Origin of the sequence: Burkholderia sp. MSMB1835, from assembly GCF_001526365.1 — a bacterium.
Taxonomy (GTDB): domain Bacteria; phylum Pseudomonadota; class Gammaproteobacteria; order Burkholderiales; family Burkholderiaceae; genus Burkholderia.
Window position 1 is genome coordinate 140,653 of record NZ_LOYP01000004.1, and the last position, 22,536, is coordinate 163,188.

At 64.3% G+C, this 22,536-nt stretch carries 20 protein-coding genes; 18 read left to right on the forward strand and 2 right to left on the reverse strand.

Annotation, left to right across the window (positions count from 1 at the left end; genetic code table 11):
* The first annotated feature begins 109 nt into the window (after window positions 1-109).
* From WS96_RS02380 to WS96_RS02390, 3 genes are all read left to right on the forward strand, one after another.
* Window positions 110-451 carry a DHCW motif cupin fold protein gene (locus WS96_RS02380; protein WP_059830360.1) on the forward strand — a complete coding sequence of 114 codons (342 nt, stop codon included), beginning with the start codon at window positions 110-112 and terminating at the stop codon, window positions 449-451.
* Window positions 452-611: 160 nt separating this feature from the next.
* Window positions 612-986 (forward strand): VOC family protein, encoded by a 375-nt coding sequence (locus tag WS96_RS02385; RefSeq protein WP_059830361.1) that lies wholly within the window; start codon window positions 612-614, stop codon window positions 984-986.
* Window positions 986-1,663: a hypothetical protein gene (locus tag WS96_RS02390; protein ID WP_059830363.1), complete on the forward strand. Its 678-nt coding sequence runs from the start codon at window positions 986-988 to the stop codon at window positions 1,661-1,663. Before WS96_RS02385 ends, WS96_RS02390 begins: the two co-directional genes overlap by 1 nt.
* Before the next feature lie 5 nt (window positions 1,664-1,668).
* On the opposite strand, the gene WS96_RS02395 is transcribed toward WS96_RS02390, so the two are convergent.
* A complete protein-coding gene (locus WS96_RS02395) occupies window positions 1,669-2,640 on the reverse strand; it encodes a LysR substrate-binding domain-containing protein (protein WP_034205524.1) in 972 nt (323 codons plus the stop codon).
* 134 nt (window positions 2,641-2,774) lie between these two features.
* Here WS96_RS02395 and WS96_RS02400 point away from each other — a divergent pair, with 134 nt between their 5' ends.
* The 9 genes from WS96_RS02400 to WS96_RS02440 all read left to right on the forward strand — a co-directional run bounded on the left by WS96_RS02400 (window position 2,775) and on the right by WS96_RS02440 (window position 12,650).
* Window positions 2,775-5,066, forward strand: coding sequence for an NADP-dependent malic enzyme (locus WS96_RS02400; protein WP_059830365.1), 2,292 nt, complete (start codon window positions 2,775-2,777; stop codon window positions 5,064-5,066).
* Window positions 5,067-5,608: 542 nt separating this feature from the next.
* Window positions 5,609-6,871: a DUF6402 family protein gene (locus WS96_RS02405; RefSeq protein WP_059830366.1), complete on the forward strand. Its 1,263-nt coding sequence runs from the start codon at window positions 5,609-5,611 to the stop codon at window positions 6,869-6,871.
* An 8-nt stretch (window positions 6,872-6,879) separates the two neighbouring features.
* On the forward strand, window positions 6,880-7,524 hold the full coding sequence (locus WS96_RS02410; RefSeq protein WP_257127920.1) for a hypothetical protein: 645 nt from the start codon (window positions 6,880-6,882) through the stop codon (window positions 7,522-7,524).
* 335 nt (window positions 7,525-7,859) lie between these two features.
* Complete coding sequence (locus tag WS96_RS02415) at window positions 7,860-8,312, forward strand: hypothetical protein (protein WP_059830370.1); 453 nt, start codon at window positions 7,860-7,862, stop codon at window positions 8,310-8,312.
* A 37-nt stretch (window positions 8,313-8,349) separates the two neighbouring features.
* A complete protein-coding gene (locus WS96_RS02420) occupies window positions 8,350-8,877 on the forward strand; it encodes a pyridoxamine 5'-phosphate oxidase family protein (RefSeq protein ID WP_059830372.1) in 528 nt (175 codons plus the stop codon).
* Window positions 8,864-10,339, forward strand: a complete 1,476-nt coding sequence (locus WS96_RS02425; protein ID WP_059830374.1) for a phytoene desaturase family protein — start codon at window positions 8,864-8,866, stop codon at window positions 10,337-10,339. The genes WS96_RS02420 and WS96_RS02425 overlap by 14 nt, the downstream gene beginning before the upstream one ends.
* 225 nt (window positions 10,340-10,564) lie before the next feature.
* A complete protein-coding gene (locus WS96_RS02430) occupies window positions 10,565-11,764 on the forward strand; it encodes an aminotransferase-like domain-containing protein (RefSeq protein ID WP_059830376.1) in 1,200 nt (399 codons plus the stop codon).
* Window positions 11,765-11,776: 12 nt separating this feature from the next.
* Window positions 11,777-11,968 carry a hypothetical protein gene (locus tag WS96_RS02435; RefSeq protein WP_059830377.1) on the forward strand — a complete coding sequence of 64 codons (192 nt, stop codon included), beginning with the start codon at window positions 11,777-11,779 and terminating at the stop codon, window positions 11,966-11,968.
* Between the two features lie 94 nt (window positions 11,969-12,062).
* Window positions 12,063-12,650 (forward strand): pyridoxamine 5'-phosphate oxidase family protein, encoded by a 588-nt coding sequence (locus WS96_RS02440; RefSeq protein WP_059830379.1) that lies wholly within the window; start codon window positions 12,063-12,065, stop codon window positions 12,648-12,650.
* 25 nt (window positions 12,651-12,675) lie between these two features.
* On the opposite strand, the gene gcvA is transcribed toward WS96_RS02440, so the two are convergent.
* Window positions 12,676-13,566, reverse strand: a complete 891-nt coding sequence (gcvA, locus tag WS96_RS02445) for a transcriptional regulator GcvA (protein WP_059830621.1) — start codon at window positions 13,564-13,566, stop codon at window positions 12,676-12,678.
* A gap of 134 nt (window positions 13,567-13,700) precedes the next feature.
* Here gcvA and WS96_RS02450 point away from each other — a divergent pair, with 134 nt between their 5' ends.
* From WS96_RS02450 to WS96_RS02475, 6 genes are all read left to right on the forward strand, one after another.
* The gene (locus tag WS96_RS02450) at window positions 13,701-14,405 is read left to right on the forward strand and encodes an SDR family oxidoreductase (RefSeq protein WP_034206252.1); all 705 of its coding nucleotides are present in this window, start codon (window positions 13,701-13,703) and stop codon (window positions 14,403-14,405) included.
* Window positions 14,406-14,612: 207 nt separating this feature from the next.
* Window positions 14,613-15,890, forward strand: a complete 1,278-nt coding sequence (locus WS96_RS02455; protein ID WP_059830381.1) for an epoxide hydrolase family protein — start codon at window positions 14,613-14,615, stop codon at window positions 15,888-15,890.
* 358 nt (window positions 15,891-16,248) lie between these two features.
* Complete coding sequence (locus tag WS96_RS02460) at window positions 16,249-16,551, forward strand: DUF4148 domain-containing protein (RefSeq protein ID WP_059830383.1); 303 nt, start codon at window positions 16,249-16,251, stop codon at window positions 16,549-16,551.
* Between the two features lie 455 nt (window positions 16,552-17,006).
* On the forward strand, window positions 17,007-18,242 hold the full coding sequence (locus tag WS96_RS02465; protein WP_257127921.1) for a TolC family protein: 1,236 nt from the start codon (window positions 17,007-17,009) through the stop codon (window positions 18,240-18,242).
* Between the two features lie 67 nt (window positions 18,243-18,309).
* Complete coding sequence (locus WS96_RS02470; RefSeq protein ID WP_082720163.1) at window positions 18,310-19,341, forward strand: efflux RND transporter periplasmic adaptor subunit; 1,032 nt, start codon at window positions 18,310-18,312, stop codon at window positions 19,339-19,341.
* Window positions 19,338-22,382 (forward strand): efflux RND transporter permease subunit, encoded by a 3,045-nt coding sequence (locus WS96_RS02475; RefSeq protein ID WP_059830386.1) that lies wholly within the window; start codon window positions 19,338-19,340, stop codon window positions 22,380-22,382. Before WS96_RS02470 ends, WS96_RS02475 begins: the two co-directional genes overlap by 4 nt.
* The last annotated feature ends 154 nt before the right edge of the window (window positions 22,383-22,536 follow it).

Here is a 22,536-nt window from a genome sequence, read left to right on the forward strand (position 1 = left end):
TGGAATAGTCTTTGATGTCCCAAGGCGATCAGATGCGAACGGATTGCATGGATCGCGACGGCGGATCGACCCCGGCACGAAAGCCCGACCTGATACAGGAAGCGACAGTATGAAAATGGATGCGTTTGCCTTTGGCACGACCGACTGGGCCGAAATCGAACGAACGGAACATCGAGGAGAAACCGGAGTCGCTTATTGGCGCACGCGGTTCTTTGGTGAAGGGCCGAATCGGATCCGTGTGCGGATGGTGGAATACACGCCCGGCTACCTCGCCGATCACTGGTGCCAAAAAGGGCATGTTCTTTTCTGTATGGAAGGCGAACTGGAAACGACGCTCGAGGACGGGCGGAAGTTCGTTTTGACGGCGGGCATGAGCTACCAGGTTGGCGACAACGCGGAGCCACATCGGTCCTACACCCGGACGGGGGCGAAACTTTTCATTGTCGACTGATCCGGGTGTCGGAGTGATTTTGTCAGTCCGCTTTCAAATGCCCCGGACGTCTCAAACGGGTCGTTTGAGCTGGTAACGGACCACCACCGCATGTGACACCGTTGCGGTCATCGCGACATCGCATCAACATGCTGACTGATCCATCCATCGGGGAGGACTCATGTTTGACCACGTCAAATTCGGCGTCAGCGACTACGCCGCCAGCAAGGCGTTTTTCCTCAAGGCGCTCGAACCGCTGGGAGCCGAAATCGTCGGGGAACGCGAGCCGTCGTGCGGGATCGAGATCGGACTGCCCAGCAAGTCTTCGCTGTGTTTGTTCCCGACCGACGAGAAACCGGCGCATCTCCACATCGCGTTCGTGGCCGACACGCGGCAGCAAGTCGATGCGTTCCATCGCGCGGCGCTGGAGGCCGGTGGGAAAGACAATGGCGCGCCCGGGCTGCGGCCGCATTATCACGCGAACTACTACGCGGCGTTCGTCATCGGTCCGGATGGACACAATATCGAGGCGGTGTGTCATCGGGCGGAGGGGTGATGCGCTGGATCGGTAAAACGCTCGCGGCGATCGCAAGCATCGCGTTCGTCGGCATTGCCTGCGTTCAGGCAGCGCCCCGCGAAACTGCATTCCCGCGCTTCACGCAGGCGGAAGGCAAGCTCGACGGCGACGGGCTTCCGCTCTCCGGCGTGAAGCTCTGCGTGCTGCCCGACCGTGCGCCGTGCTTCGAGATGCCGCCGGCGCCGCTTCCCCATTCTTCGAAGGCGCTGTACCAGTTCGGCCTGAATCCACGGTCCGAGCGGTTGCCGATTGCGTCCGGCGGTTCGTGGGTGTTCTTCTCCGGAATGTTCTCGGGTGGCGGCAGCGGGATGCTGGAGCGCGTGGCGGTGCTGCGCGTCGGTGCGAACGGCAAGATCGAGAACCTGATGCCGAAGGTCACGCAGACGGAGATGGCCGATCGCGCGATGTGGGACTTGCCGGAGGTGTCGCCGTATCCGCTGTTTGTCCGCGCGGACGCCGAGTGGCAAGAGGGCGAAGTGCATTTCGACAAGCACTTCTTCGAAGTCGACGCATGGGTGTTCGACCCTGCCGCCCATCAATACGCGAAGCGCTTTTCTTATCGCACGAGCAAACGCTACGACAGAGGCGAGGGCTCGGACCACGTGCTGGCCGCCGAGCGCGCGGAAATCCTGCGTCGCCTTTCGGCGGGCAAGTAACGCGGTTATCGCTGCGCGTCCCCGTACGTCTCCTTGCATACCGCACGCAGCGCATCGACGAGCAGATCGCGCGCGGGCGACTGCGAATCGGCGGAGCGCGTGAACAGCGCGATGGGCGGCAGCGTCCATACCAGCGAATACGGCACGATCGCCACGCCGGCGATCCGCACGAGTTCTTCCGCGATATCGGCCGGCACGATCGACACGGCCTCGTCGCTCGACGCGATCATTTCGCCGATCAGCTTCGACGAGTAGCTTTCGACGATCGGCACGGGCGGCGCGATGCCGGCCGACAGGAACAGGTCGGTCACCTGTTCGCGCATCGGCGTATGCGGCGCGCCGAGAATCCAGTCGAGCGCGTGCAGCTTGTGCCAGTCCAGCGGCGTGCGGGCGAGCTTCGCCGCCAGCCGCCGGCTCGCGATCATGCGCGGCTGCTGCTGATACAGCACTTCGAACGAAACCTGCCCGAGATCGATCGCCGACGACGCACGCCCGATCACGATGTCGACGCTGTGATCGCGGAGTTGCAGCAGCAACTGATCGCTGGTGCCTTCGTGAATCGTGACGGTCAGGCGTCGCTCCATGCGCGCTTGCAGCCGCTTCAGCGCGGCCGACAGCATCTGGCCGGAGATGAACGGAATCACGCCGATGTGCAGATGGGCCGCATGCCCGGCGGCGACGGCCTCCATCTCGCGAGCGAGGTGGTCGAGATCCTTGATCATCGCCTTCGCCCGTTCGAGCACGACCGCGCCGAGCGCGGTGGGCCGCATGCCGCGCGACGAGCGCTCGAACAGCGGCGTGCCGAACATGCTCTCCAGCTCGGACAGCGCGTTCGTCACGGCCGGCTGGCTGCTCGCCATGTGCTCGGCGACGCGCGTCAGCGATCCGTGCTGCTGGATCTGCAACAACAGCACCAGATGCCGGATCTTCAGACGAGCGCCGAGCCGCCTGACCACGTCGTTCGCGTCAAAATTCATTGACTGGTCATGCATTCATCATGAAAAAGTGATGGACCGATATTAAAACAGAATCATCACGTTATGGCAGATCCCTAGAATCCCCTTCATGGATCGCGCCGGGACTGGCCTGGCGCCCACGCCGGGACCCCAACATGAAACAGACAGAGACACAGCAGCAGGCCGCGTTCGACTATCACGAGTTTCCGACCCCCGGGAAAATCTCGGTCGTGGCGAGCAAGCCGCTGGTGACCCAGCGCGATCTGGCGCTGGCCTATACGCCCGGCGTGGCGAGCGTGTGCGAGTCGATCGCCGCCGATCCGCTGCAGGCGCACCGCTTCACGAGCCGCGGCAATCTCGTCGGCGTGATCACGAACGGCACCGCCGTGCTCGGTCTCGGCAACATCGGGCCGCTCGCGTCGAAGCCGGTGATGGAGGGCAAGGCCGTCCTGTTCAAGAAGTTCGCCGGGATCGACGTGTTCGACATCGAGATCAACGAGACCGATCCGGACAAGCTGGTCGACATCATTGCCGGCCTCGAGCCCACGTTCGGCGGCATCAACCTCGAGGACATCAAGGCGCCGGAATGCTTCACCGTCGAGCAGAAGCTGCGCGAACGCATGAAGATTCCGGTCTTCCACGACGATCAGCACGGCACGGCCATTACCGTTTCCGCCGCGTTCATCAACGGGCTGAAGGTCGTCGGGAAGTCGATCAAGGAAGTGAAGGTCGTGACGTCGGGCGCCGGCGCGGCCGCGCTCGCGTGCCTGGACCTGCTGGTCGACCTCGGGCTGCCCGTGGAAAACGTCTGGGTGACCGACATCGAAGGCGTCGTCTATCGCGGCCGTACCGCGTTGATGGACCCGGCCAAGTCGCGCTTCGCGCAGGAAACCGATGCGCGCAAGCTCGCCGACGTGATCGGCGGCGCGGATGTGTTCCTGGGGCTGTCGGTGGGCGGCATTCTCACGGCGGAGATGCTGAAGCAAATGGCGGCGCGCCCGCTGATTCTCGCGCTGGCCAACCCGACACCGGAAATCTTCCCGGAACTCGCGCACGAGACGCGCGACGACGTCGTCATCGCGACGGGCCGCTCGGACTACCCGAACCAGGTCAACAACGTCCTGTGCTTCCCGTACATTTTCCGCGGCGCGCTGGACGTGGGTGCGACGACGATCACGCGCGAGATGGAGATCGCCGCGGTGCACGCGATCGCGGGGCTGGCCGAGGAAGAGCAGAACGAAGTCGTCGCGGCGGCCTACGGTGCATACGACGTGTCGTTCGGCCCGCAATACCTGATTCCGAAGCCGTTCGACCCGCGCCTGATCGTGCGGATCGCGCCGGCCGTGGCGAAGGCGGCGATGGAAGGCGGCGTGGCGACGCGTCCGCTCGCGAATCTCGATGCGTACGTCGAGCAGTTGCAGCAATTCGTCTATCACTCGGGCGCGTTCATGAAGCCGCTGTTCGCGACCGCGCGCCAGCTCGTGCGCGACGGCGGCAAGGCGCGGATCGTATTCACCGAAGGCGAGGACGAGCGCGTGCTGCGTGCGGTGCAGGTCATCGTCGACGAGAAGCTTGCGCGGCCGATTCTGGTCGGGCGTCCGGAGGTGCTGCTCGCGCGCATCGAGCGGTTCGGCCTGCGCTTGCGGCTCGGTCAGGACGTCGAAGTAACCAATCCGGAATACGACGAGCGCTTCCCGCAGTACTGGACGAAGTATTGGGAACTGCGTTGCCGCGACGGTATTTCGAAGGAAATGGCGCGCGTGGAGATGCGCCGCCGCCTGACGCTGATCGGCGCGATGATGGTGCAGCTCGGCGACGCGGACGGGATGATCTGCGGGACGGTGGGCGAGTATCACAATCACCTGCGGTTCGTGGACGAAGTGATCGGCAAGAAGCCCGGTGCGTCGACGTACGCGGCGATGAACATCCTGTTGCTCGATCAGCGGACGGTCGCGCTGGTGGATACGCACGTGAACGACAACCCGGATGCGGAGCAGATCGCGGAATTCACGATCGCGGCGGCGCGGCAGATGGAATGGCTGAATCTGACGCCGAAGGTGGCGCTGCTGTCGCGGTCGAATTTCGGGTCGGGGAGTGCGGCTTCCGGCGTGAAGATGCGCCGGGCGCTGGAGATCGTGCGGGAGCAGGCGCCGGATATCGAGGCGGATGGCGAGATGCATGGCGACTGCGCGCTCGATGAAGGGCTGCGGGCGAAGCTGCTGCCGATGTCGCCGTTGAAGGGGGCGGCGAATTTGCTGGTCTGTCCGAACGTGGATGCCGGCAACATCGCGTACAACCTGCTCAAGACGGAAGCGGGGAGCAATGTGGCGGTGGGGCCGTTCTTGCTCGGCGTCAATGCGCCGGTGAACATTCTTACGTCCAGCGCAACCGTGCGGCGGATCGTGAATATGGCTGCGTTGACCGTGATCGAGGCTAATCGAGGGTGACGGGCTGATTGATCGCTGGGGGAGGGGCGGCTACGGACGCGCCTCCGTTTGTCGGCATTTGGCCATGAACCACCGTTGAAAGATCAAATCCGAGCGGCTGCTGGAGGCTGTAATCGATCATGGATATCCGTGTGCCGACCGATGGCGATTTTCACTCGATGTACCGGTCGCCGGATCCGACCGCACCAAGATCTGGTCAGGATGTCGAATGGTGCGCCCATGCCGAATACTGATCCTACTGCCCGCTCCTTCGGCTCAAGCGTGGCGTACCTGACGTCCCGACGAGTTCAAGCGGGCAGTATCGTTCGCCTGAAGCAACCGTTCACCGAGGCAGTTCTCCAAGACTGAAATGGCCCGAAGAAATCAAGCCGGTCAGAACACCTGAGACAAAACCTCCTGTATCAATTTCCCTATAGTTATTGTCCAAGGTTTCACGGTTTTATTCCGCAACAATCGATTTAACAGTTGTTTTCATTGCTATTGCGGGACTGCATGGGGTTCGATTACGTTAGCGCGTTTTCATTCAGAGTCGCTATCCGCCCATGCCCGTTGTCAAGAAAATCCCGTATTACCAGATGGAGCCTCGACTTCTATATTCCGGAAAGCATTGGAAATGCTACTCGGGCGTCGTCGGGTGCGTTCCCATCGACACGCAGCAAAAGATTTCGTTTGCCAGGCTTGCGCCAAACGAGCAGCCACCCCCATCTCCGTCCAAGGTAGCCGCTCCGGTCGCACCGCAGAAACCGCCCACCCCTGTTCCAGCACGGGCCAAGCCGGCCGCCAAGCCACAGCCGAGCGATCAGGCTCAAGATGCCGAGCAAGTCGACAAGCTGCCCAAGTTTGATCTGCAGGACATTCCCAAAGCGATGGAGAAAATGGGTTGGCCCATTTCGGCCAAGTTGGCGCGAGAATGGTTCGCCAGCCCCAAGCATGTCTACAACAACGATCCCAACTCTGTACAGCCGTTCGACGACACGACGGTTACCCTGGACTGGGTATTGAAATTTCGCGGTGCCTCGGGGCAATTAAAGCAACTCGTCCGGCAAGCGATTTACACGCAGAAAGCTGTACGAGTAGCCACGAGAATCCTGGTGCCCTTGATCGAAAAGAGTTTCTCGATAGGACAGTTGAACGGGGCAGGTATCGTTGTCGACACCGCACCCTTTCTCAAGGATCCGCTCCAGTTTCACATCGCGTGGGGGTTCCAATTTCAACCGGTATCCTCCATCGATACGCTCGACGGTATCGCGATGACCGATCTGACTGGCGCCCTGGCGAACTTCAACATCTACGCTGCCATTGGGAAGGCAACCGTTGCTGGCGAGCGCTATTACAGGTACGAAGGCAAAAGCAAGATATTCTGTCTCGAACCGGTGGCGCAGATTACCCACGTCTATGTCTACATCAAGGATAGCTACTCATTCAACGACGATTCGCCTTCCAAGAGCCAGTATCTCGGTCACTGGAACAAGAACGGTATGGTTTTGTCTTACGCGGCGGCAGTCAACGATTTTTTCAAGAGCAGCAAATTGAACGTTGGAAACTCGAACATTGAGGAGTGGCGTTATCTCCCCAAGGGAGAAGAGATCAATAAGCCGATCGACAAGCGAACCGGACTCTTTCGGAAATTTTTGGCGAAGGATGTCTACTGGCCGGTGCATAACAGGACGTACCGGGACTGGAGGTCGGTGCATAATCGTGGCGGCGACTTCATGGTCTACAGTAAGCTCAAACTCATCAAACTGGACAAGCCGATCATGTTGAAAATCGACACCCTATGCAGAACCATTCCAGCCGAGCAGTGAAGGCAGCCATGACCGCCCTCAAGGTGGCCTCCTCCATGGTCGCTATCTGCCTGATTGTCGCAATCGGCTGGCTGTTCGTGCCGCTCGACGTGAGGAACGCGATCACGCTTTTTTCGCTCTTGAATACGAAGGGAGCGATCTTCGCCATCACGTCGTTCATCTTCGTGCTCTATCTGTACCGGTTTGTCAGAAATTTCAACCGTTTCAGCCGGGTGAGGCGCGTAGGCCTGGCGATCGTCACGCTCGGCTTTTTGACGTTAGCCTACGTGTTCGGCTTTCGCGGGATCATGACCGACGATACCGATTGCCGGCGCTTCAATTACAACGCCAAGCTGAATGGCGGTATCAAACAAGTCGACGGCACGACCTACATCGTGAACATCTGCGGAAGCGGTGGCCGCGGCGATGGCCTTTTCGCGGATCAAAATGAGCAGGTCAAAATCGTCGTAGCCGATGCTCACGGATCGACGTTGGCCACCAGGTTGTCATTCGTTTTCTGGGGCGGCCGACCGGGCTACGAGCCGATCGAGATTCGCGATGGCAAGTTGATCTACTTCGATGCGTCGGATCGATATGACGGCATGCGATCGATCTCGATGCCTCCCACCACGCTCGATCGGGTTGCGGCGAGAATTCCGATTTGGCTTCGCTGAGCACGTTTCCGTTTCCGGGGCGGTCATCGCGTTGAGGCGGGGCGGACCACATCCTGGCTTCGCGTGGCCGTTGCCCGCGCGTCGCAACTCATACCCATAGGCATCTTCAACCACTATCACGGCCGCAATGACCGTGAGGCCGCGCCACGTCCGGCGAAACGGCTTGCATCGAAAAGCGGGAGAACGTTGCCGACACGTATTGCCAAAATAATGCACGACGTATACAGTTGCCCGTAGTGCATCGGGAGGTTTCCTGTATAGCCGGTCGACAGCCATGACAGGCCGACGCCAAGCGGGACCTTCGATGTTCAACACCCACCATTGGATCGACGTCGATGCATCACACGCTATCGCCCTTGCTCAGCGCGATGTATGACCTTGGCTTCGCGTTGTTCCATGTGACCTTCTGGCGCTGGTTCAACTGGCCAATATCTCTCGAGAAAAGCGGGAGACTCAATCGGGGCATCACCCAGACCCTCAACGTGATGTTGAGTTACGTGTTCATTGTCTATGCGGTGTCGCTCTTCCTGACCGAAACGCGAACCCGAGGCCCGCTCGCGCTGGCGGGAACCGGATTCTGGTTGCTGAGGGCGATTGCGCAGCCGGTGCTGTTTGCCGGAACGCGCTTGAGCTGGGTTTTCGTGGCCGTGTTCGCGCTTGGCGCGGGACTGCATGCGGTCACATCCGTTGATTCGACGAAAGTGAGCGTCGAGACATGGTCATCCGCCAGCCGCTTTCGTGAAAGCGGCGTCGGCGCACGCCCGATTGCCGGATTTCCATGGTTTTAGAGAAGTTTCCCGAAACGAAACGCTGTCCAACATCACCATGAATGCCGACCAGCTCTTTCAACACGCCCATGAAATCGTCAGTCATTGCGCGCTCTGTTTCGTGTCTTCGAGCGACGCCGCCGGTCAGATCAACGCTAGGGTCGTCGAGATCCTGGAAATCGGAAGCGACCTCACGATTCGTTTCATGACCGACTCGAGAACGCGCAAGGCGCTGGAGATCAGCCGGGGAAGTGCGATCAGTCTGTCCTTCCTCAGCATGGCCGACCGTGGATACGTGACGCTCGGAACCGCTCCGGCGGTTTCCGCCGACTCCGCGTTGAAACGACGCATCTGGAAAGAGTCGCTGCTGACGTGGTTTCCCGGCGGGCCGGACGATCCATACGTGATCGCCGTGACGTGCACGCCGGTCTGGGTCGAGATGTGGTCGCGCATGCGGGGGATTGCGCCCGATCCGCTGGGCCTCAATTCGGTCCGGCTGATCCGGAAGGACGGCAACTGGCGCGTGAATCATACGTTTCCGGGCGCTCGCGAATCGTTGCGTGAGGGATCGTATGGCGAGCAATGACGAGCGGCCCGCCGTCGTCATCGGCGCCGGCCTCGCCGGCCTGGCTGCTGCGCTGATGCTGGCGCGCACTGACAGGCCTGTCGTCATCGTGGAGGCATCGGACGAAGCAGGCGGCTGCTGTTCGACCACGACGGCTGACGGCTTCACGTTCAACAACGGCGCGATGTATGTCGCGGTGCCGTCGCTGATTCGCGCGTCTTTCCGGCGTCTCGGCCTCGACTTCGATCGCGAGGTGCCGATGGTGGCCATCGAGCGCCCGCACGTCACGCATCTGGACAATGGAACGGCCGTTCATCTGTCCAGTGCCGACACGTCGTATGTGGAAGGCGATCGCGCGGATTCGAGGACACGGCAACTGCGCGACGGCCTCGGCAGGCTCCGGCAGCAATGGGGGCCCGCCTACCGCACGCTGGTCGATGAAGTGTTGCCGTACGAGCCTTCGCTACTACGGACGTTGAGCAAGCTATGGCGTTACCTGCCCCGCATGAGCGGGCATGCCAGCCGTCTGATCGAGGCGCACTTTGCCGATGCTGACCTGCAGTCGGCGGTTGCGTCGACCCTGCTCTACACCGGGCAAGGCCCCGACCGCCTTCCGGCGACGCAGATCATCGGCCTCATTGCCATGCTGGAGGAGGGATTCCATCTGCCGCGTGCAGGCATGGGCGCGATCAGTTCGGCGATGACGCGCGAGCTGTCCAGGCGCTCGGTGCCGATCCGGTTCGGCGCCCATGTACGCGAAATCGTCGTGGAGAACGGGGCGGTCCGCGGTATCGTGCTGACTGACGGCGAGCGCATTTCGACCGATTGCGTCGTGGCGACCTGTTCGGGTTTCGAAGTGGTTCAGCACCTGTTGCCCGACCGCGCGGTGCCACGGCGGCTCGCGCACAGGGCGCGCACGGCGCCACTGTCGCATCGGGCGATTTCGATTCAGGTCGGTTGCTCGGGCGCCAGACTGCCACGCGGGTTCATGACCAATCATGTGCCCGCGATGCGGCAGCAGGCGGCGCTGCATGTATCGACTCCAGGCATACCGCACTGGCTCGCCTATACCTGTCCGTCGCTGGTGTTGCCGGAGCTTGCGCCGAACGGCAAGGCGGTGCTGGAACTGTATGCGCCGGCGACGGGTATCCGCTCCGTATCGGAGTGGACGCGCGCGATGACACAGGCTGCGGTCGACGACTATCTCACCGCGATACAGGCGCATTTTCCCGGCCTGTGCGTCGAAACCGTCCGCGTGGCGGATCCGCGGGATTTCGCGAGCGAACGGCATGTGTACGAAGGCGCGCTGTACGGCGTTGCCCCGGGTACGGCGCCCGACAAATTCTTTCCGCATCGGGCAGGGCTGCGCGGCCTCTATCTCGGAGGACAAACGACGTTCCCGGGGTATGGCGTGCCCACGGCGATGTTTTCGGGAATCCAGGCGGCGGAAGCCGCGATGCAGGACGTGCGCGGGAATGCGTGATCGGCGCGTCGCGTGAGCGTCGGCAATGCCCGCCGCCGGATCGAACGCCCGCCGCCCCCCATTTGATGACCAAACCGCAAGACCTAGTGCATAGATATCGTTTGCCGAGCCCTTAATGACTATCGACAATCGTGGCTCGAATTCACCGCCGCGGCGCCAGAAGCGCCTTGGCGGCCGGCACGCGGCGGCTATCCCGGCCGGCCGTGCCCACCCGCTCACGACGACATGTACGCGTTCACGCCCTCATTCCAAAACCCTGCCGGCTCGCCGATCCGCGAGTTGTTCAAGTACCTGTCCGAACCGGGCATGATTTCCTTCGCGGGCGGTTACCCGGCCAGCGACCTGTTCGATGTCGACGGTCTGAATGCGGCCGCCGAACGCGCATACGCGCAGCCCGTTCGCTGCCTGCAATACGGCCCGACCGACGGCCTCGCCGAACTGAAGCAGCAACTGATCGCGCTGATGGCGCGGCGCGGCGTCGCCTGTACGCCGGCCGAGCTGCTCGTCACGACCGGGTCGCAGCAAGGGCTCGACCTGCTGCTGCGCGTGATGGTGTCGCCCGGCGACGTCGTGCTGACCGAACAGCCGGCCTACCCGGCCACGCTGCAGGCGATGCGCTTGCAACAGGCGCGCATCGTGACGATCCCCGTCGACGGCGAAGGGCTCGACGTCGATCGTCTCGGCGAAGGACTCGCGTCCGGCGCGATCGCGCAGCCGAAGCTGCTCTACACGGTCCCGACCTTCGCGAACCCGACAGGTGCGACGCTCACGCGCGAACGCCGGCTGAAGCTGCTGCGTCTCGCGGTGCAATACCGTTTCCTGATCGTCGAGGACGATCCGTACGGCGACCTGCGTTTCGCGGGCGAAGCCGTGCCGTCGATGCTCGCGCTGGCCGCCGAAGTGGACGGCGCACGCGACTGGATCGTGCATTTCGCGAGCCTGTCGAAGATCGTCGCGCCGGGGCTGCGCGTGGGCTGGACGATCGCGCCGGCCGAAATCGCGCGGCGCTGCGTGATCGCGAAGCAGACGGTCGATCTGTGCAGCGCGCCGTGGACGCAGGCCACCGCCGCCGAATACCTGGCCGACGGCGCGCTCGAACGCCATCTGCCGCGCATCGCGGCCGCGTACCGGCGCAAATGCGACGCGATGTGCGACGCGCTGCGCGACGGTTTCGGCGATGCGATCGCATTCCATCGTCCCGAAGGCGGGATGTTCGTGTGGGCGCGGATCGGCGCGGTGCCGTCGGACGTGCTGCTGCAGCAGGCGATCGCCAACAGGATCGTGTTCGTGCCCGGCAAGGCGTTCTTCGCGGACAACGTCGACGCAGCGTCGCTGCGCCTGTCGTTCGCCGCGCCGGACGTCGATGCGATCGGGGAAGGCGTCGCGCGCCTCGTGCGCGCGTATGGTGCGGCGTTGGCCGCGTGAGGAGACATCGACATGACGATCACCGTCAACGAAACGACATCGACGGGCGCAGCATCGGCCGCCGGAGAAGAACGGCCGGCCACGCATCGCTCGACGCAGATCGGCGCGGGGCCGCAATATGTGGCCGACGTGCTCGGCCGCTTCGGCGCGGAACCGGCGACCGATGCCGGCGATGCGGCGCCGGTCGTGCTCGGCTACAACTGAGCGGCGCACGCGCGGCGGCGCATCGCATGCGAGCGGTCGCCGACACGAACGGTTAAGCTTGCGCGATCGACACACCGACGATCGCCGCTGCCTCATGTCCGACTCGACTTCCGAATCGCTCGCGCAAACCTATGACCGGCTGTGGTCCTGCCTCGAATCCGGCGTGCGCGTGTCGCGCTCGCCGTTCACGATGTTGCAGGCGGCGACGCTCGGCCTCGATGGCGCGCCGAAGGTCCGGACGATCGTATTGCGTCAGGTGAATCGCACCGAGCGCGTGCTGTCGTTTCATACCGATGCGCGTTCGGCGAAGGTGGCGGAGTTGCGTCGCGATCCGCGTATCTCGATCGTCGCCGGCGATCTCGATGCGCTCGTGCAGATTCGCGCGGAAGGCGTTGCGTCGATCTGTGACGACGAAGCGCAACGGCGTGCGATCTGGCGAGCGAGCCGCCCGCATACGTTGCTGCTGTATCGCGCGCCGTTGCCGCCCGGTACGCCGGTCGCGTCGCCCGAAGTCGCGCATGTCGACGGCGCCGCACTCACCGGCGAAGGCTACGAAAACTTCTGCCTGATCCACATGACGGTCACGCGCATCGACTGGCTCGAACTCGCGCGCGCCGGCCATCGTCGAGCGGTATTCGACCTGAGCGAAAGCGGCTACGAGGCCCGCTGGATCGCGCCCTGACGCGAAGCCGGCGCGCTCGCGCCGTTCAAGGCCGCCCGTCCGACGCGGCCCGGATCATCCATTCGCGCATTACCGCGATCGCGTCGTCGTCGCGGCGCTCGGCCGGATACACGAGATAGAACCCCATCGACAGCGGAAACGCGAAGTCGAACGGCTTGCACAGCCGTCCGGCGGCGATGTCGCGCTCGACGAGCGGCTCGGTCGCGAGCGCGATGCCCTGGCCGGCGACGGCCGCATCGATCGCGAGCGACGTCTGGTTGAAGCGCAGCCCCTTGTGCGGATCGACGTCGACCGGTTCGGGCATCGCCGCGAGGAACGCGGGCCACAGATCGTGCGCGTCGTGCAGCAGCACCTGGCCGGCGAGCGCACGCGGCGAAGCCGGCGCGCTCAGCACGGACGGGCTGCATACCGCATACACGTCGAGCGGAAACAGCGCATGAGCGGCGAGATGCTTGCCGAACGGCGGCTTGCCATAGCGGATCGCGAGATCGACGCCGTCGTGGCGAAACGTCGCGATCTGCGGGTCGGCGATCACGCGCACGTCGTAGTCGGGGTGCGCGTCGGTGAACTGCGCGAGCCGCGGGATCAGCCACTTCGACGCGAACGACGGCGTCGTGCTGATCGTCAGCGCGGCGCGCCGTTTCACGAGCTTGTCGGTCGCGTCGGCGATCGCGTGCAGCGCGCGCTGCACGTCGGAGAAATACGCGGCGCCGTCGTGCGTGAGCGCGAGGCCGCGCGGCAGGCGCTCGAACAGCTTCAGGCCGAGCACGTCCTCGAGATGACGCACCTGCTGCGCGACGGCGCCCTGCGTGACGCCGATCTCGTCGGCGGCGGCGCGGAAAGTGAGGTGCCGCGCGGACACTTCGAACGCACGAAGCGCATTCAGCGGCGGCAGGCGGGAAGGGCGTGGCGGCATCGTCATGCTGTAGAAAAACTATCGGCTGGCGGCAGAAATACTGGTTCGACAGTCGGAAGCGATGCGCCTACATTACCACCATGGCGCGCCGAATGGCGGCTGCGCGACGGCGGAACGAGAGCAAGGAGCGGATCGTGACTGTAGAAAAAGTGGCGTTGATCACGGCGGCGGGCAAGGGCATGGGCGCGGCGATCGCGCGGGAACTGGCGGCGACCGGCTATCGCGTCGCGCTGATGTCGCCGTCGGGCAGCGCGGTGGCGCTCGGCGAGGAACTGGGCGGCTTCGGCATCGAGGGCTCGGTGACGGAAGAAGCCGATATCGACCGGCTCGTGCAGGAAGCGGTCGCGCGTTATGGCCGAATCGACGCGGTCGTGAACAACACCGGCCATCCGCCGAAGGGCGAACTGCTGGCGATCACCGACGACGACTGGCATGCGGGGCTCGACCTGATCCTGCTGAACGTGGTGCGCGTGATGCGCCGCGTGACGCCGATCTTCCAGAAGCAGGGCGGCGGCGCGGTGGTCAACATCTCGAGCTTCGCGGCGGACGCGCCCGAGCAGCCGATGCCCGTGTCGTCGGCGTTGCGCGCGGCGCTGAGCGCATGGACGCGCCTGTACGCGGAACGCTATGCGGCCGAGAACATCCGGATGAACGCGGTGCTGCCGGGCTTCATCGACAGCTGGCCGGAAACGCCGGAGATCGTCGCGCGCATTCCGGCCGGCCGCTTCGGCAAGACCGGCGAGATCGCGAAGACGGTCGCGTTCCTGCTGTCGGACGGCGCGGGCTACATCACCGGGCAGAACATTCGCGTCGACGGCGCGATCGTCAAGGCGCTCTGAGCGGCACACGGGCGCGCGGGCCGCGAAAGCGGGTTCGCCCGCCGTGCAGCAGCCGCTACAAACGCGTACAAATCAGACAAATCCGGGATACATCGGACCTTTCAAATGGGCGACGCCGCGTGGCCAGGGCGCGCCGGATTGAAAGCCGAGGCGCGATCCCGCGCGCGGCATGTTCACTTTCCACTTCACGAAAGGAGATGCCGAACGATGTCTTCCACACCGTTTTCCCCGATGCGTCGCCACCTGCTGGCCACTTCCGTGGCCGCCGGGGTCTCGGCGATGCTGCCCACCGCGCTGCATGCCGCGACCGGCGCGAGCGGCATACGCCCGTTCACCGCGCACATTCCCGACGAAGCCGTGGCCGACCTGCGCCGTCGTATCGCCGCGACGCGCTGGCCGGGTCGCGAGACCGTCGCCGACGAATCGCAGGGCGTGCGGCTCGCGCGCATGCAGGCGCTGCTGCGCTACTGGGGCACCGACTACGACTGGCGCAAGGGCGAGGCGCGTCTGAACGGTTTCCCGATGTTCATCACGGAAATCGACGGGCTCGACATTCATTTCATTCACGTGCGGTCGCGGCACGAGAACGCGATGCCGATGATCATGACGCACGGCTGGCCCGGTTCGATCTTCGAGCTGCTGAAGGCGATCGGCCCGCTGACCGACCCGACCGCGCACGGCGCGAGCGCGGACGACGCGTTCCACGTCGTCGTGCCGTCGCTGCCGGGCTTCGGTTTTTCGGGGCGGCCGACGAAGACCGGCTGGGGTTCCGACCATATCGCGCGTGCGTGGGGCGAGCTGATGGCGCGGCTCGGCTATACGCGCTTCGTGTCGCAGGGCGGCGACTGCGGCTCCGTGATCTCGCATCGAATGGCGATGCAGCGCGTGCAGGGCCTGGCCGGCATTCACGTCAACATGCCGGCGACGGTGCCGCCGGACATCGCGACGCTGCTCGCGACCGATGCGCCCGCGCCGGCTTCGCTGTCGCCGAAGGAGAGGGCCGCGTACGAGAAGCTGGCGACGTTCTATCGCGACAACTGCGGCTACTCGGCGATGATGGTCACGCGGCCGCAGACGGTCGGCTATGCGCTTGCGGATTCGCCGTCCGGGCAGGCTGCGTGGATGTACGACAAGATCTCGCAGTGGACCTACAGCGGCGGCGTGCCCGAACGCTCGATTCCGCGCGACGAGATCCTCGACGACATTTCGTTGTACTGGCTGACGAACACCGCGACGTCGGCCGCGCAGATCTACTGGGAGGATCACTCGAACAACTTCAACGCGGTGGACATCTCGTTGCCGGCGGCGATCACGGTGTTTCCGGGCGAGATCTACCAGGCGCCGCGCAGTTGGGCCGAGCGCAGTTATCACAACCTGATCTACTTCAACGAAGTCGACAAGGGCGGCCACTTCGCGGCATGGGAGGAGCCGGAGTTGTTCGCGCGTGAAGTGCGTGCCGGGTTCCGGCCGTTGCGGCGCGCGTAAGCGGGGTGGCAGGACGAATGCGGGCCGGCCCGTTGCGCGGCTCGCGTTCGTTGTCGGGTAACCGTCAGCAATGCCTGCGCAAACCGCGTGTCCGCCAGATTCATATGCCTGGAAAGTGATCGTCGCTGACGCTCGCGTCGAGCGTACGTTCGCAGTCTGCGAGCTGCCGACGCGCATCGGCATCTTCTTGTCCGGGAGATCGCTCGCAAGTGCCGCATTTGCCGTGTTTTCCGACTGTTACAAAGTTCTTCGATGTCCGTGCGCGTTAACCTGTGGTTAAAGTTCGAACGAGCATGATGACTCCTGTCGCGTCGCCGGAATGGTTCCGGGGCGGTCGACTTCGAAGGAGTGTCACGTCATGAAAAAGCTCGTCACCATGGCTAGTGCCATTGCGCTGATCGTTCCCGCTTTTGCATTCGCACAATCGGGCCAATCGCACGTCACCCGAGCGGAGGCGCGCGCGCAAATCGTTCAGCTCGAACACGCCGGCTACTATCCGTCCCGCAAATCCAACCAATATCCGGAGGATATTCAGGCGGCGGAAAGGAAGATCGACGAGTCCGCATCGGCGGGCTACGGCGCCGATGCAACAGGAGCAGTCGAGGGCAGTGCCGCAGTGCGTCCCCCCGTTTCGACGAGTTCGACCGCTCGACACCATTGACGGCGTGGTTCGCTTTTTGCGCCGATACAAGCATGCTTGCGCGATTGCGTCGCCCGTTCGGCGTTCGGCGTAATCGCGCTGCCGATGTCACCGTCAGTGGAGCGCACACATTCATGCGCTGCGTCGCCGACAAAGCGAGCACCCCGCCGGTAACCCGATCGAATTCCGTTCATCCGACACTTAACCATTCCTTAAGCCGTTCGCGGACACAATCGGCGGATCAGCGTTCCGGCACGCCGGGATGACGTTTTGACGACGACCAAACAGGGAGCCGCAAGGTGCTTCGCTCATCACCGATCAGGCCGGCACGCATCGTACGTACGATTGCCGCGTGTGCAATCGCGTCTGTCGTCGCGCTCGTTGGCTGCACGACCTATCACCCGCAACCGCTGATTTCGCATGCGACGCTGACGGGTAGCGACGCACTCGCCAGGCTGAATATCGATTCCGGGAAGATGCCGCTTCCGGAGCTGGCCGCACATCGATTCGATCCGTCCGATGGCTTCGACATCGAGGACGTCGCGATGATCGCGGTCGCGAACAATCCCGACCTGAAGCTCGCACGCGATGACCTCGGGATCGCGCGCGCCCAGGCATTTTCGGCGGGACTGCTGCCCGATCCGCAACTGTCGGTGTCGAGTGACTTCCCGGGCGCGGCCGGGCTCGAACGCGCGTTCAACTACGGGCTGAGCATGGACGTCATGGCGATCGTCACGCGCAACGCGAACAAGCGATCCGCGGACGCGACCGTCCGCAAGACGGACCTCGGGCTGCTGTGGCAGGAATGGCAGGTCGTCGCGCAAGCGAAGCAGCTCTACACGAAGGCACGGTATGAAGACGCGGTGTTGCCGCTGCTCGCGCAGGCGCGCGATCTCGACGCGACGCGCTACCAGCGGCTCGCGCATGCCCGGCAGGCGGGCAACGTGACGGACGACGTGGTGAGCGTAGCGTCGACAACTTACAGTGACGCTAGCAAGCAGTATGACGACATGCTCCGCGCGCGCGAACTGACGCATCACGACCTGAATGCGCTGCTGGGCCTCGCGCCGGATGTCACCTTGCGGCTCGCCGGCACCGACCGGTTGATGCCGCTCACCGACGCGACACTGGACGCGGCGGTGGCCGCGCTGCCGCAGCGGCGTCCCGACCTGATCGCACTGCAGGCGGGCTACGACGCACAAGAGCAGAAGTATCGCGCGGCGATCCTGAACCAGTTTCCGAGCCTGAACGTCGGCTTCAATCGTGCGCGCGACACATCCGGCATCTATACGACCGGTTTCCAGATCGCGCTGAGCTTGCCGATCTTCAACCGCAATCGCGGCAACGTCGCGATCGAGCAGGCGACCCGGCGGCGGCTCGGCGACGAATACCAGGTCCGTATGAACACCGCCTATGCGGACATCGCGCACCTGCGCGCCGATGCCCGGCTCGCCACGGAACAACTGGCGCAAGACGAGGCCGCGCTGCCCGCACTAGAGCAGGCCGCCGCGCATGCGCAGCACGCGTACGACGCGCACGACATTGCGCTTGGGCAATACACCGACGCTCAGCTTGCCGTACTGACGAAACAGATCGATGCCGCGACGCAGCGCGATGCGCTGGCCGAGCAACGCATCGGCCTGCAGGCCTTGCTCGGTAGCGCCGTGCCCGATGCCTTTTCCTCCGTTTCCATCGATTCCACCCAGCGTTGATCCCATGCCAGCAGTCCTGAGTCTCCTTACACGTCCCCAAGTGGCAGCATTGGCCGCCGCGCTTGCAATGCTCGCACCCCGCGCCGGCCTCGCACGGGCCGACGAGCCCGTGACTGCCGCGGTCGAGACCGTGCGCGTGCAGCGTGCGCCGATCTCGCAGCAGGTGCGTGCGTATGGCATCGTCGCCACGTCGTCGGCGAGCGTCACGTCGGTGAACCTGCCCTACACCGCACGCATTCGCAAGGTGCTCGTGCTGCCCGGTCAGACGGTCGCCCGCGGAGCACCGATCGTCGTCGTGCAGGCCGACCCCGCTGCCGTGTTGGCCGCAGCGCAGGCGGCGAGCGCGCTGACGCTGGCGCGCGGCGAACTCGCACGCATCCGGTCGCTCTATGACGACGGCCTCGCGACGCAGTCGCAGCTCGCCGCCGCGCAGAAGGCGCTCGACGATGCGCAGCAGGTGCAGGCCGCGCAGCGGCAGATGGGGATACATGGCGGCGACGTGACGATCACGGCACCGTTCGCGGGCGTCGTATCGCAACTCGCGGCGCTTCCCGGCGACCAGATACAGTCTGGCGCGACGATCGTGCAGCTTGCGACGAGCACCGGTGCGTCGAGCCCTCAGGCCAACGTCATGCTCGGAGTCGATCCGTCGGCCGCCGCGTCGATCCGCGCGGGCGACGCCGTCGTGTTGCACGGCCTGTCGACCGCGCTCGCGCACGCGCATCCGACCGGACAGGTCGTCGTCGCCGGGGCGTCGATCGATCCGCAGAGCCAGCTGGTGAACGTGGGGGCGAACGTGCCGCTCGGCGGTACCGCGTTCATCCCCGGCACCCGCGTGAGTGCCGATATCGCGACGCAGACCGGCACCTGGTGGGTGGTGCCGCGTTCCGCGGTGCTGCGCGATGCGAAGGGCGCTTACGTATTCCAGGTCACGCCGAAGCACGCGGCGCAGCGCGTCGACGTCGCGGTGCGTGTCGAGAGCGGCGACCGCTACGGCGTGGACGGGCCGCTGAACGCGGCGGAACCACTCGTCGTAACCGGCAACTACGAATTGCAGGACGGGATGACGGTGCGGCTTGCCGGGGGCGCGCACCCATGAATTTCGGGCAATGGATGCAGCGCCACCGGCGCTCGCTGCTGTTCGTCATCGCGCTGCTCGCGATCGCCGGCGCGCTGACGGCTTTTCGGCTGCCGATCTCCCTGTTCCCGAACGTGTCGTTCCCGCGCGCGGTGGTATTGCTCGACGCGGGCGACCGGCCGGCCGAGCAGATGGCGACGCTGGTGACGATGCCCGTCGAGGAGGCGCTTCGACGCGTGCCGGGCGTGCGCGATGTGGAATCGAAAACCAGCCGTGGGTCCGCCGAGATTTCGCTGAACTTCGATTGGGGCACCGACATGGCGAAAGCGACGCTGCAGGCGCAATCGGCTATCGCCGAAATCCTGTCGTCGCTGCCGGCCGGCACGTCGATGCAGGTGAAACGGATGGATCCGACCGTGTTCCCCGTGCTTGCCTATAGCCTTACTTCGTCGCGGCAGTCACTGTCGCAATTGCGCGATCTGGCGCAATTCCAGCTGCGGCCACTGCTGTCGTCGGTTGACGGCGTGGCGCGTGTCGAGGTGACGGGCGGCGCGCAAGACGAGCTGCAGGTCGCGATCGACCCGGCGCGGCTTGCCGCGTACAAGCTGTCGGTCGAGGACGTGTCGAAGGCGATCGGCGCGGGCAATGTGCTGATGGCGACCGGACGAATCGAGGATCACTACAAGCTGTATCTCGTCATCGCCGATACGACGATCACGTCGCTCGATACGTTACGCGACGCGGTCGTGTCGTCGGTGGGCGGGAGTCAGGTGCGCGTGGGTGACGTCGCGACCGTGTCGCGCGGCACCGTCCCGCAGTGGATCCGCGTGACGGCCGACGGGCAGGACGCGGTACTCGTCAACGTGTTCCAGCAGCCTGGCGCGAACAGCGTCGCGATGGCGGCGGCGATTCGCGCGAAACTTGCCGGCTTCCAGACGCAGATGCCGGCCGGCGCACGCCTCGCCAACTGGTACGACCAGAGCCAGCTCGTGATCGCATCTGCGTCGAGCGTGCGCGACGCGATCCTGATCGGTGTCGTGCTCGCCGCGCTCACGCTCTTCGTTTTCCTGCGCAACTGGAAGATGACCGCGATCGCGGTCGCGATCGTGCCGGTCGTGATGAGCGCGACGATCCTGCTGCTCGACGTGTTCGGCATGGGCTTCAACATCATGACGCTCGGCGGGATGGCAGCGGCGGTCGGGCTCGTGATCGACGATGCGATCGTCATGATCGAGCACATCGCGCGACGTATGCGGGAGGCCCGTGCGCACGCGTTCCACGGCCGTGTGATGAGCGCGGCGCTCGAATTCACCCGGCCGCTTGCCGGATCGTCGGCCGCAACGCTGATCATTTTCGTGCCGCTTGCGTTCCTGTCGGGGGTGACGGGTGCGTTCTTCAAGGCGCTGTCGATCACGATGGCGAGTGCGCTGTTCATTTCGTTCCTCGTGAGCTGGCTCGCGATTCCGATTCTGTGCGATCACTGGCTTAAGCCGGCCGATGCCGAAGAGCCCCGTGAGTCGCGTCTTGCACGCTGGCTGAATGCGCGTTATGCCGTGCTCGTCGAGCGGGTCAGCCGAAAGCCGGTGCTTGCGCTTGCGAGCGTGGCGCCGCTGCTGATCGTGGCTGCGCTTGCGTTCACGCGCGTCGGCAGCGGGTTCATGCCATCGATGGACGAGGGCGGGTTCGTGCTCGATTACCACACGGCGCCTGGCACGTCGATCACCGAAACGGACAGGCTGATGCGAGAGGTCGAAACGATCATTCGGGACAATCCGAACGTCGCGACCTATTCCCGCCGCACTGGCGCAGGTCTTGGCGGCGACCTCAACGAGCCGAACAAGGGCGACTTCTTCGTACGGCTGAAGTCGGGCTCGCGCGAGCCGATCGACACCGTGATGGGGGAGGTCCGTTCGAAGATCGAGGCGAATGTGCCCGGCGTGAACGTCGAACTTGCTCAACTGATGGAAGACCTGATCGGCGACCTGACCGCGGTGCCGCAGCCCGTGCAGATCAAGATCTATTCGGACGATCCGGCTGTGCTCGAGGCGACCGCGCACCGGGTGGCCGCGCGTATCGGGAAGATCCAGGGCATCGTCGACGTCGCCGACGGCATCAATCCGGCGGGCGACGCGCTCGACCTGCATATCCGTCCGGACGCGGCGGCCGCCGAAGGCATGGATCCGCAGTCGATCGCACAACAGGTGTCGAACCTGCTCGAAGGGAGCGTCGCGACGCAATACCAGCAAGGACCCAAGACGGTCGGCGTGCGCGTGCGGGTGGCGGATGCGGCTGGAATGAACGGCACCGGGCTCGGCGCAATGCAGATTCGCGCGCCCGATGGCCATCTGTTCCCGCTCGATCGCGTGACCGATCGCATCACGATAAGCGGCCAGCCGGAGATCAGCCGGGACAACCTGAAGCGGATGGTGGCCGTGACCGCGCGGATCGATGGGCGCGACCTCGGTTCGACGATTGGCGACGTGCAGCGCGCCCTTGGCGACGCGAACCTGCTGCCGCCCGGCGTCTATTACGAACTCGGCGGCCTGTATCAGCAGCAGCAAATCGCGTTTCGAGGCCTCATCGCCGTGTTCGGCGCGGCCGTCGCGCTGGTTTTCGGGTTGCTGTTGTTCCTCTACGAGCGGTTCCGCGTCGCGTTGGCGGTGATGGCGATGCCGCTATGCGCGACCGGCGCGGTATTCATCGGCTTGTGGGTGACTGGCATCGAGCTGAACATTTCCGCAATGATGGGGATGACGATGATCGTCGGCATCGTGACCGAGGTCGCGATCTTCTATGTGTCGGAGTTTCAGGCGCTCGTGAGGGATGAAGGAATGGCGCCGGCGGCCGCACTGCTGACAGCCGGCCGCAATCGACTGCGGCCGATCGCGATGACGACGATTGCGGCGATTCTCGCGTTGCTGCCGCTTGCGTTCGCACTCGGCCAAGGGGCTGCGATGCAGCAGCCCCTTGCCGTTGCAATCATCTCCGGACTCATCGCTCAGTTGCCGCTGGTGTTGCTGGTGCTGCCTGCGCTGCTTCGTGCCCTCTTGATCCGAGATTGAGCAGGGCGACCGCACGATCGGTCGTTGACTCGACGACCGCCTGAACCGGCCATTCGGCGAGGCGACGGTGGATGATTGGGGCGCTCGGGCCAACGTGCGTCACTTCGAACGCTACGACGTGTCGCTGTTTTTTGAATCGCCATGTGTCGTATTC

What these genes read in the sequence shown, in the direction of transcription:
- WS96_RS02380 (WP_059830360.1), top strand. Translation starts at nt 110, where the DNA reads ATGAAAATGGATGCGTTTGCCTTTGGCACGACCGACTGGGCCGAAATC.
- WS96_RS02385 (WP_059830361.1), top strand. Translation starts at nt 612, where the DNA reads ATGTTTGACCACGTCAAATTCGGCGTCAGCGACTACGCCGCCAGCAAG.
- WS96_RS02390 (WP_059830363.1), top strand. Translation starts at nt 986, where the DNA reads ATGCGCTGGATCGGTAAAACGCTCGCGGCGATCGCAAGCATCGCGTTC.
- WS96_RS02395 (WP_034205524.1), bottom strand. Translation starts at nt 2,640, where the DNA reads ATGAATTTTGACGCGAACGACGTGGTCAGGCGGCTCGGCGCTCGTCTG.
- WS96_RS02400 (WP_059830365.1), top strand. Translation starts at nt 2,775, where the DNA reads ATGAAACAGACAGAGACACAGCAGCAGGCCGCGTTCGACTATCACGAG.
- WS96_RS02405 (WP_059830366.1), top strand. Translation starts at nt 5,609, where the DNA reads ATGCCCGTTGTCAAGAAAATCCCGTATTACCAGATGGAGCCTCGACTT.
- WS96_RS02410 (WP_257127920.1), top strand. Translation starts at nt 6,880, where the DNA reads ATGACCGCCCTCAAGGTGGCCTCCTCCATGGTCGCTATCTGCCTGATT.
- WS96_RS02415 (WP_059830370.1), top strand. Translation starts at nt 7,860, where the DNA reads ATGCATCACACGCTATCGCCCTTGCTCAGCGCGATGTATGACCTTGGC.
- WS96_RS02420 (WP_059830372.1), top strand. Translation starts at nt 8,350, where the DNA reads ATGAATGCCGACCAGCTCTTTCAACACGCCCATGAAATCGTCAGTCAT.
- WS96_RS02425 (WP_059830374.1), top strand. Translation starts at nt 8,864, where the DNA reads ATGGCGAGCAATGACGAGCGGCCCGCCGTCGTCATCGGCGCCGGCCTC.
- WS96_RS02430 (WP_059830376.1), top strand. Translation starts at nt 10,565, where the DNA reads ATGTACGCGTTCACGCCCTCATTCCAAAACCCTGCCGGCTCGCCGATC.
- WS96_RS02435 (WP_059830377.1), top strand. Translation starts at nt 11,777, where the DNA reads ATGACGATCACCGTCAACGAAACGACATCGACGGGCGCAGCATCGGCC.
- WS96_RS02440 (WP_059830379.1), top strand. Translation starts at nt 12,063, where the DNA reads ATGTCCGACTCGACTTCCGAATCGCTCGCGCAAACCTATGACCGGCTG.
- gcvA (WP_059830621.1), bottom strand. Translation starts at nt 13,566, where the DNA reads ATGCCGCCACGCCCTTCCCGCCTGCCGCCGCTGAATGCGCTTCGTGCG.
- WS96_RS02455 (WP_059830381.1), top strand. Translation starts at nt 14,613, where the DNA reads ATGTCTTCCACACCGTTTTCCCCGATGCGTCGCCACCTGCTGGCCACT.
- WS96_RS02460 (WP_059830383.1), top strand. Translation starts at nt 16,249, where the DNA reads ATGAAAAAGCTCGTCACCATGGCTAGTGCCATTGCGCTGATCGTTCCC.
- WS96_RS02465 (WP_257127921.1), top strand. Translation starts at nt 17,007, where the DNA reads ATGCCGCTTCCGGAGCTGGCCGCACATCGATTCGATCCGTCCGATGGC.
- WS96_RS02470 (WP_082720163.1), top strand. Translation starts at nt 18,310, where the DNA reads ATGCTCGCACCCCGCGCCGGCCTCGCACGGGCCGACGAGCCCGTGACT.
- WS96_RS02475 (WP_059830386.1), top strand. Translation starts at nt 19,338, where the DNA reads ATGAATTTCGGGCAATGGATGCAGCGCCACCGGCGCTCGCTGCTGTTC.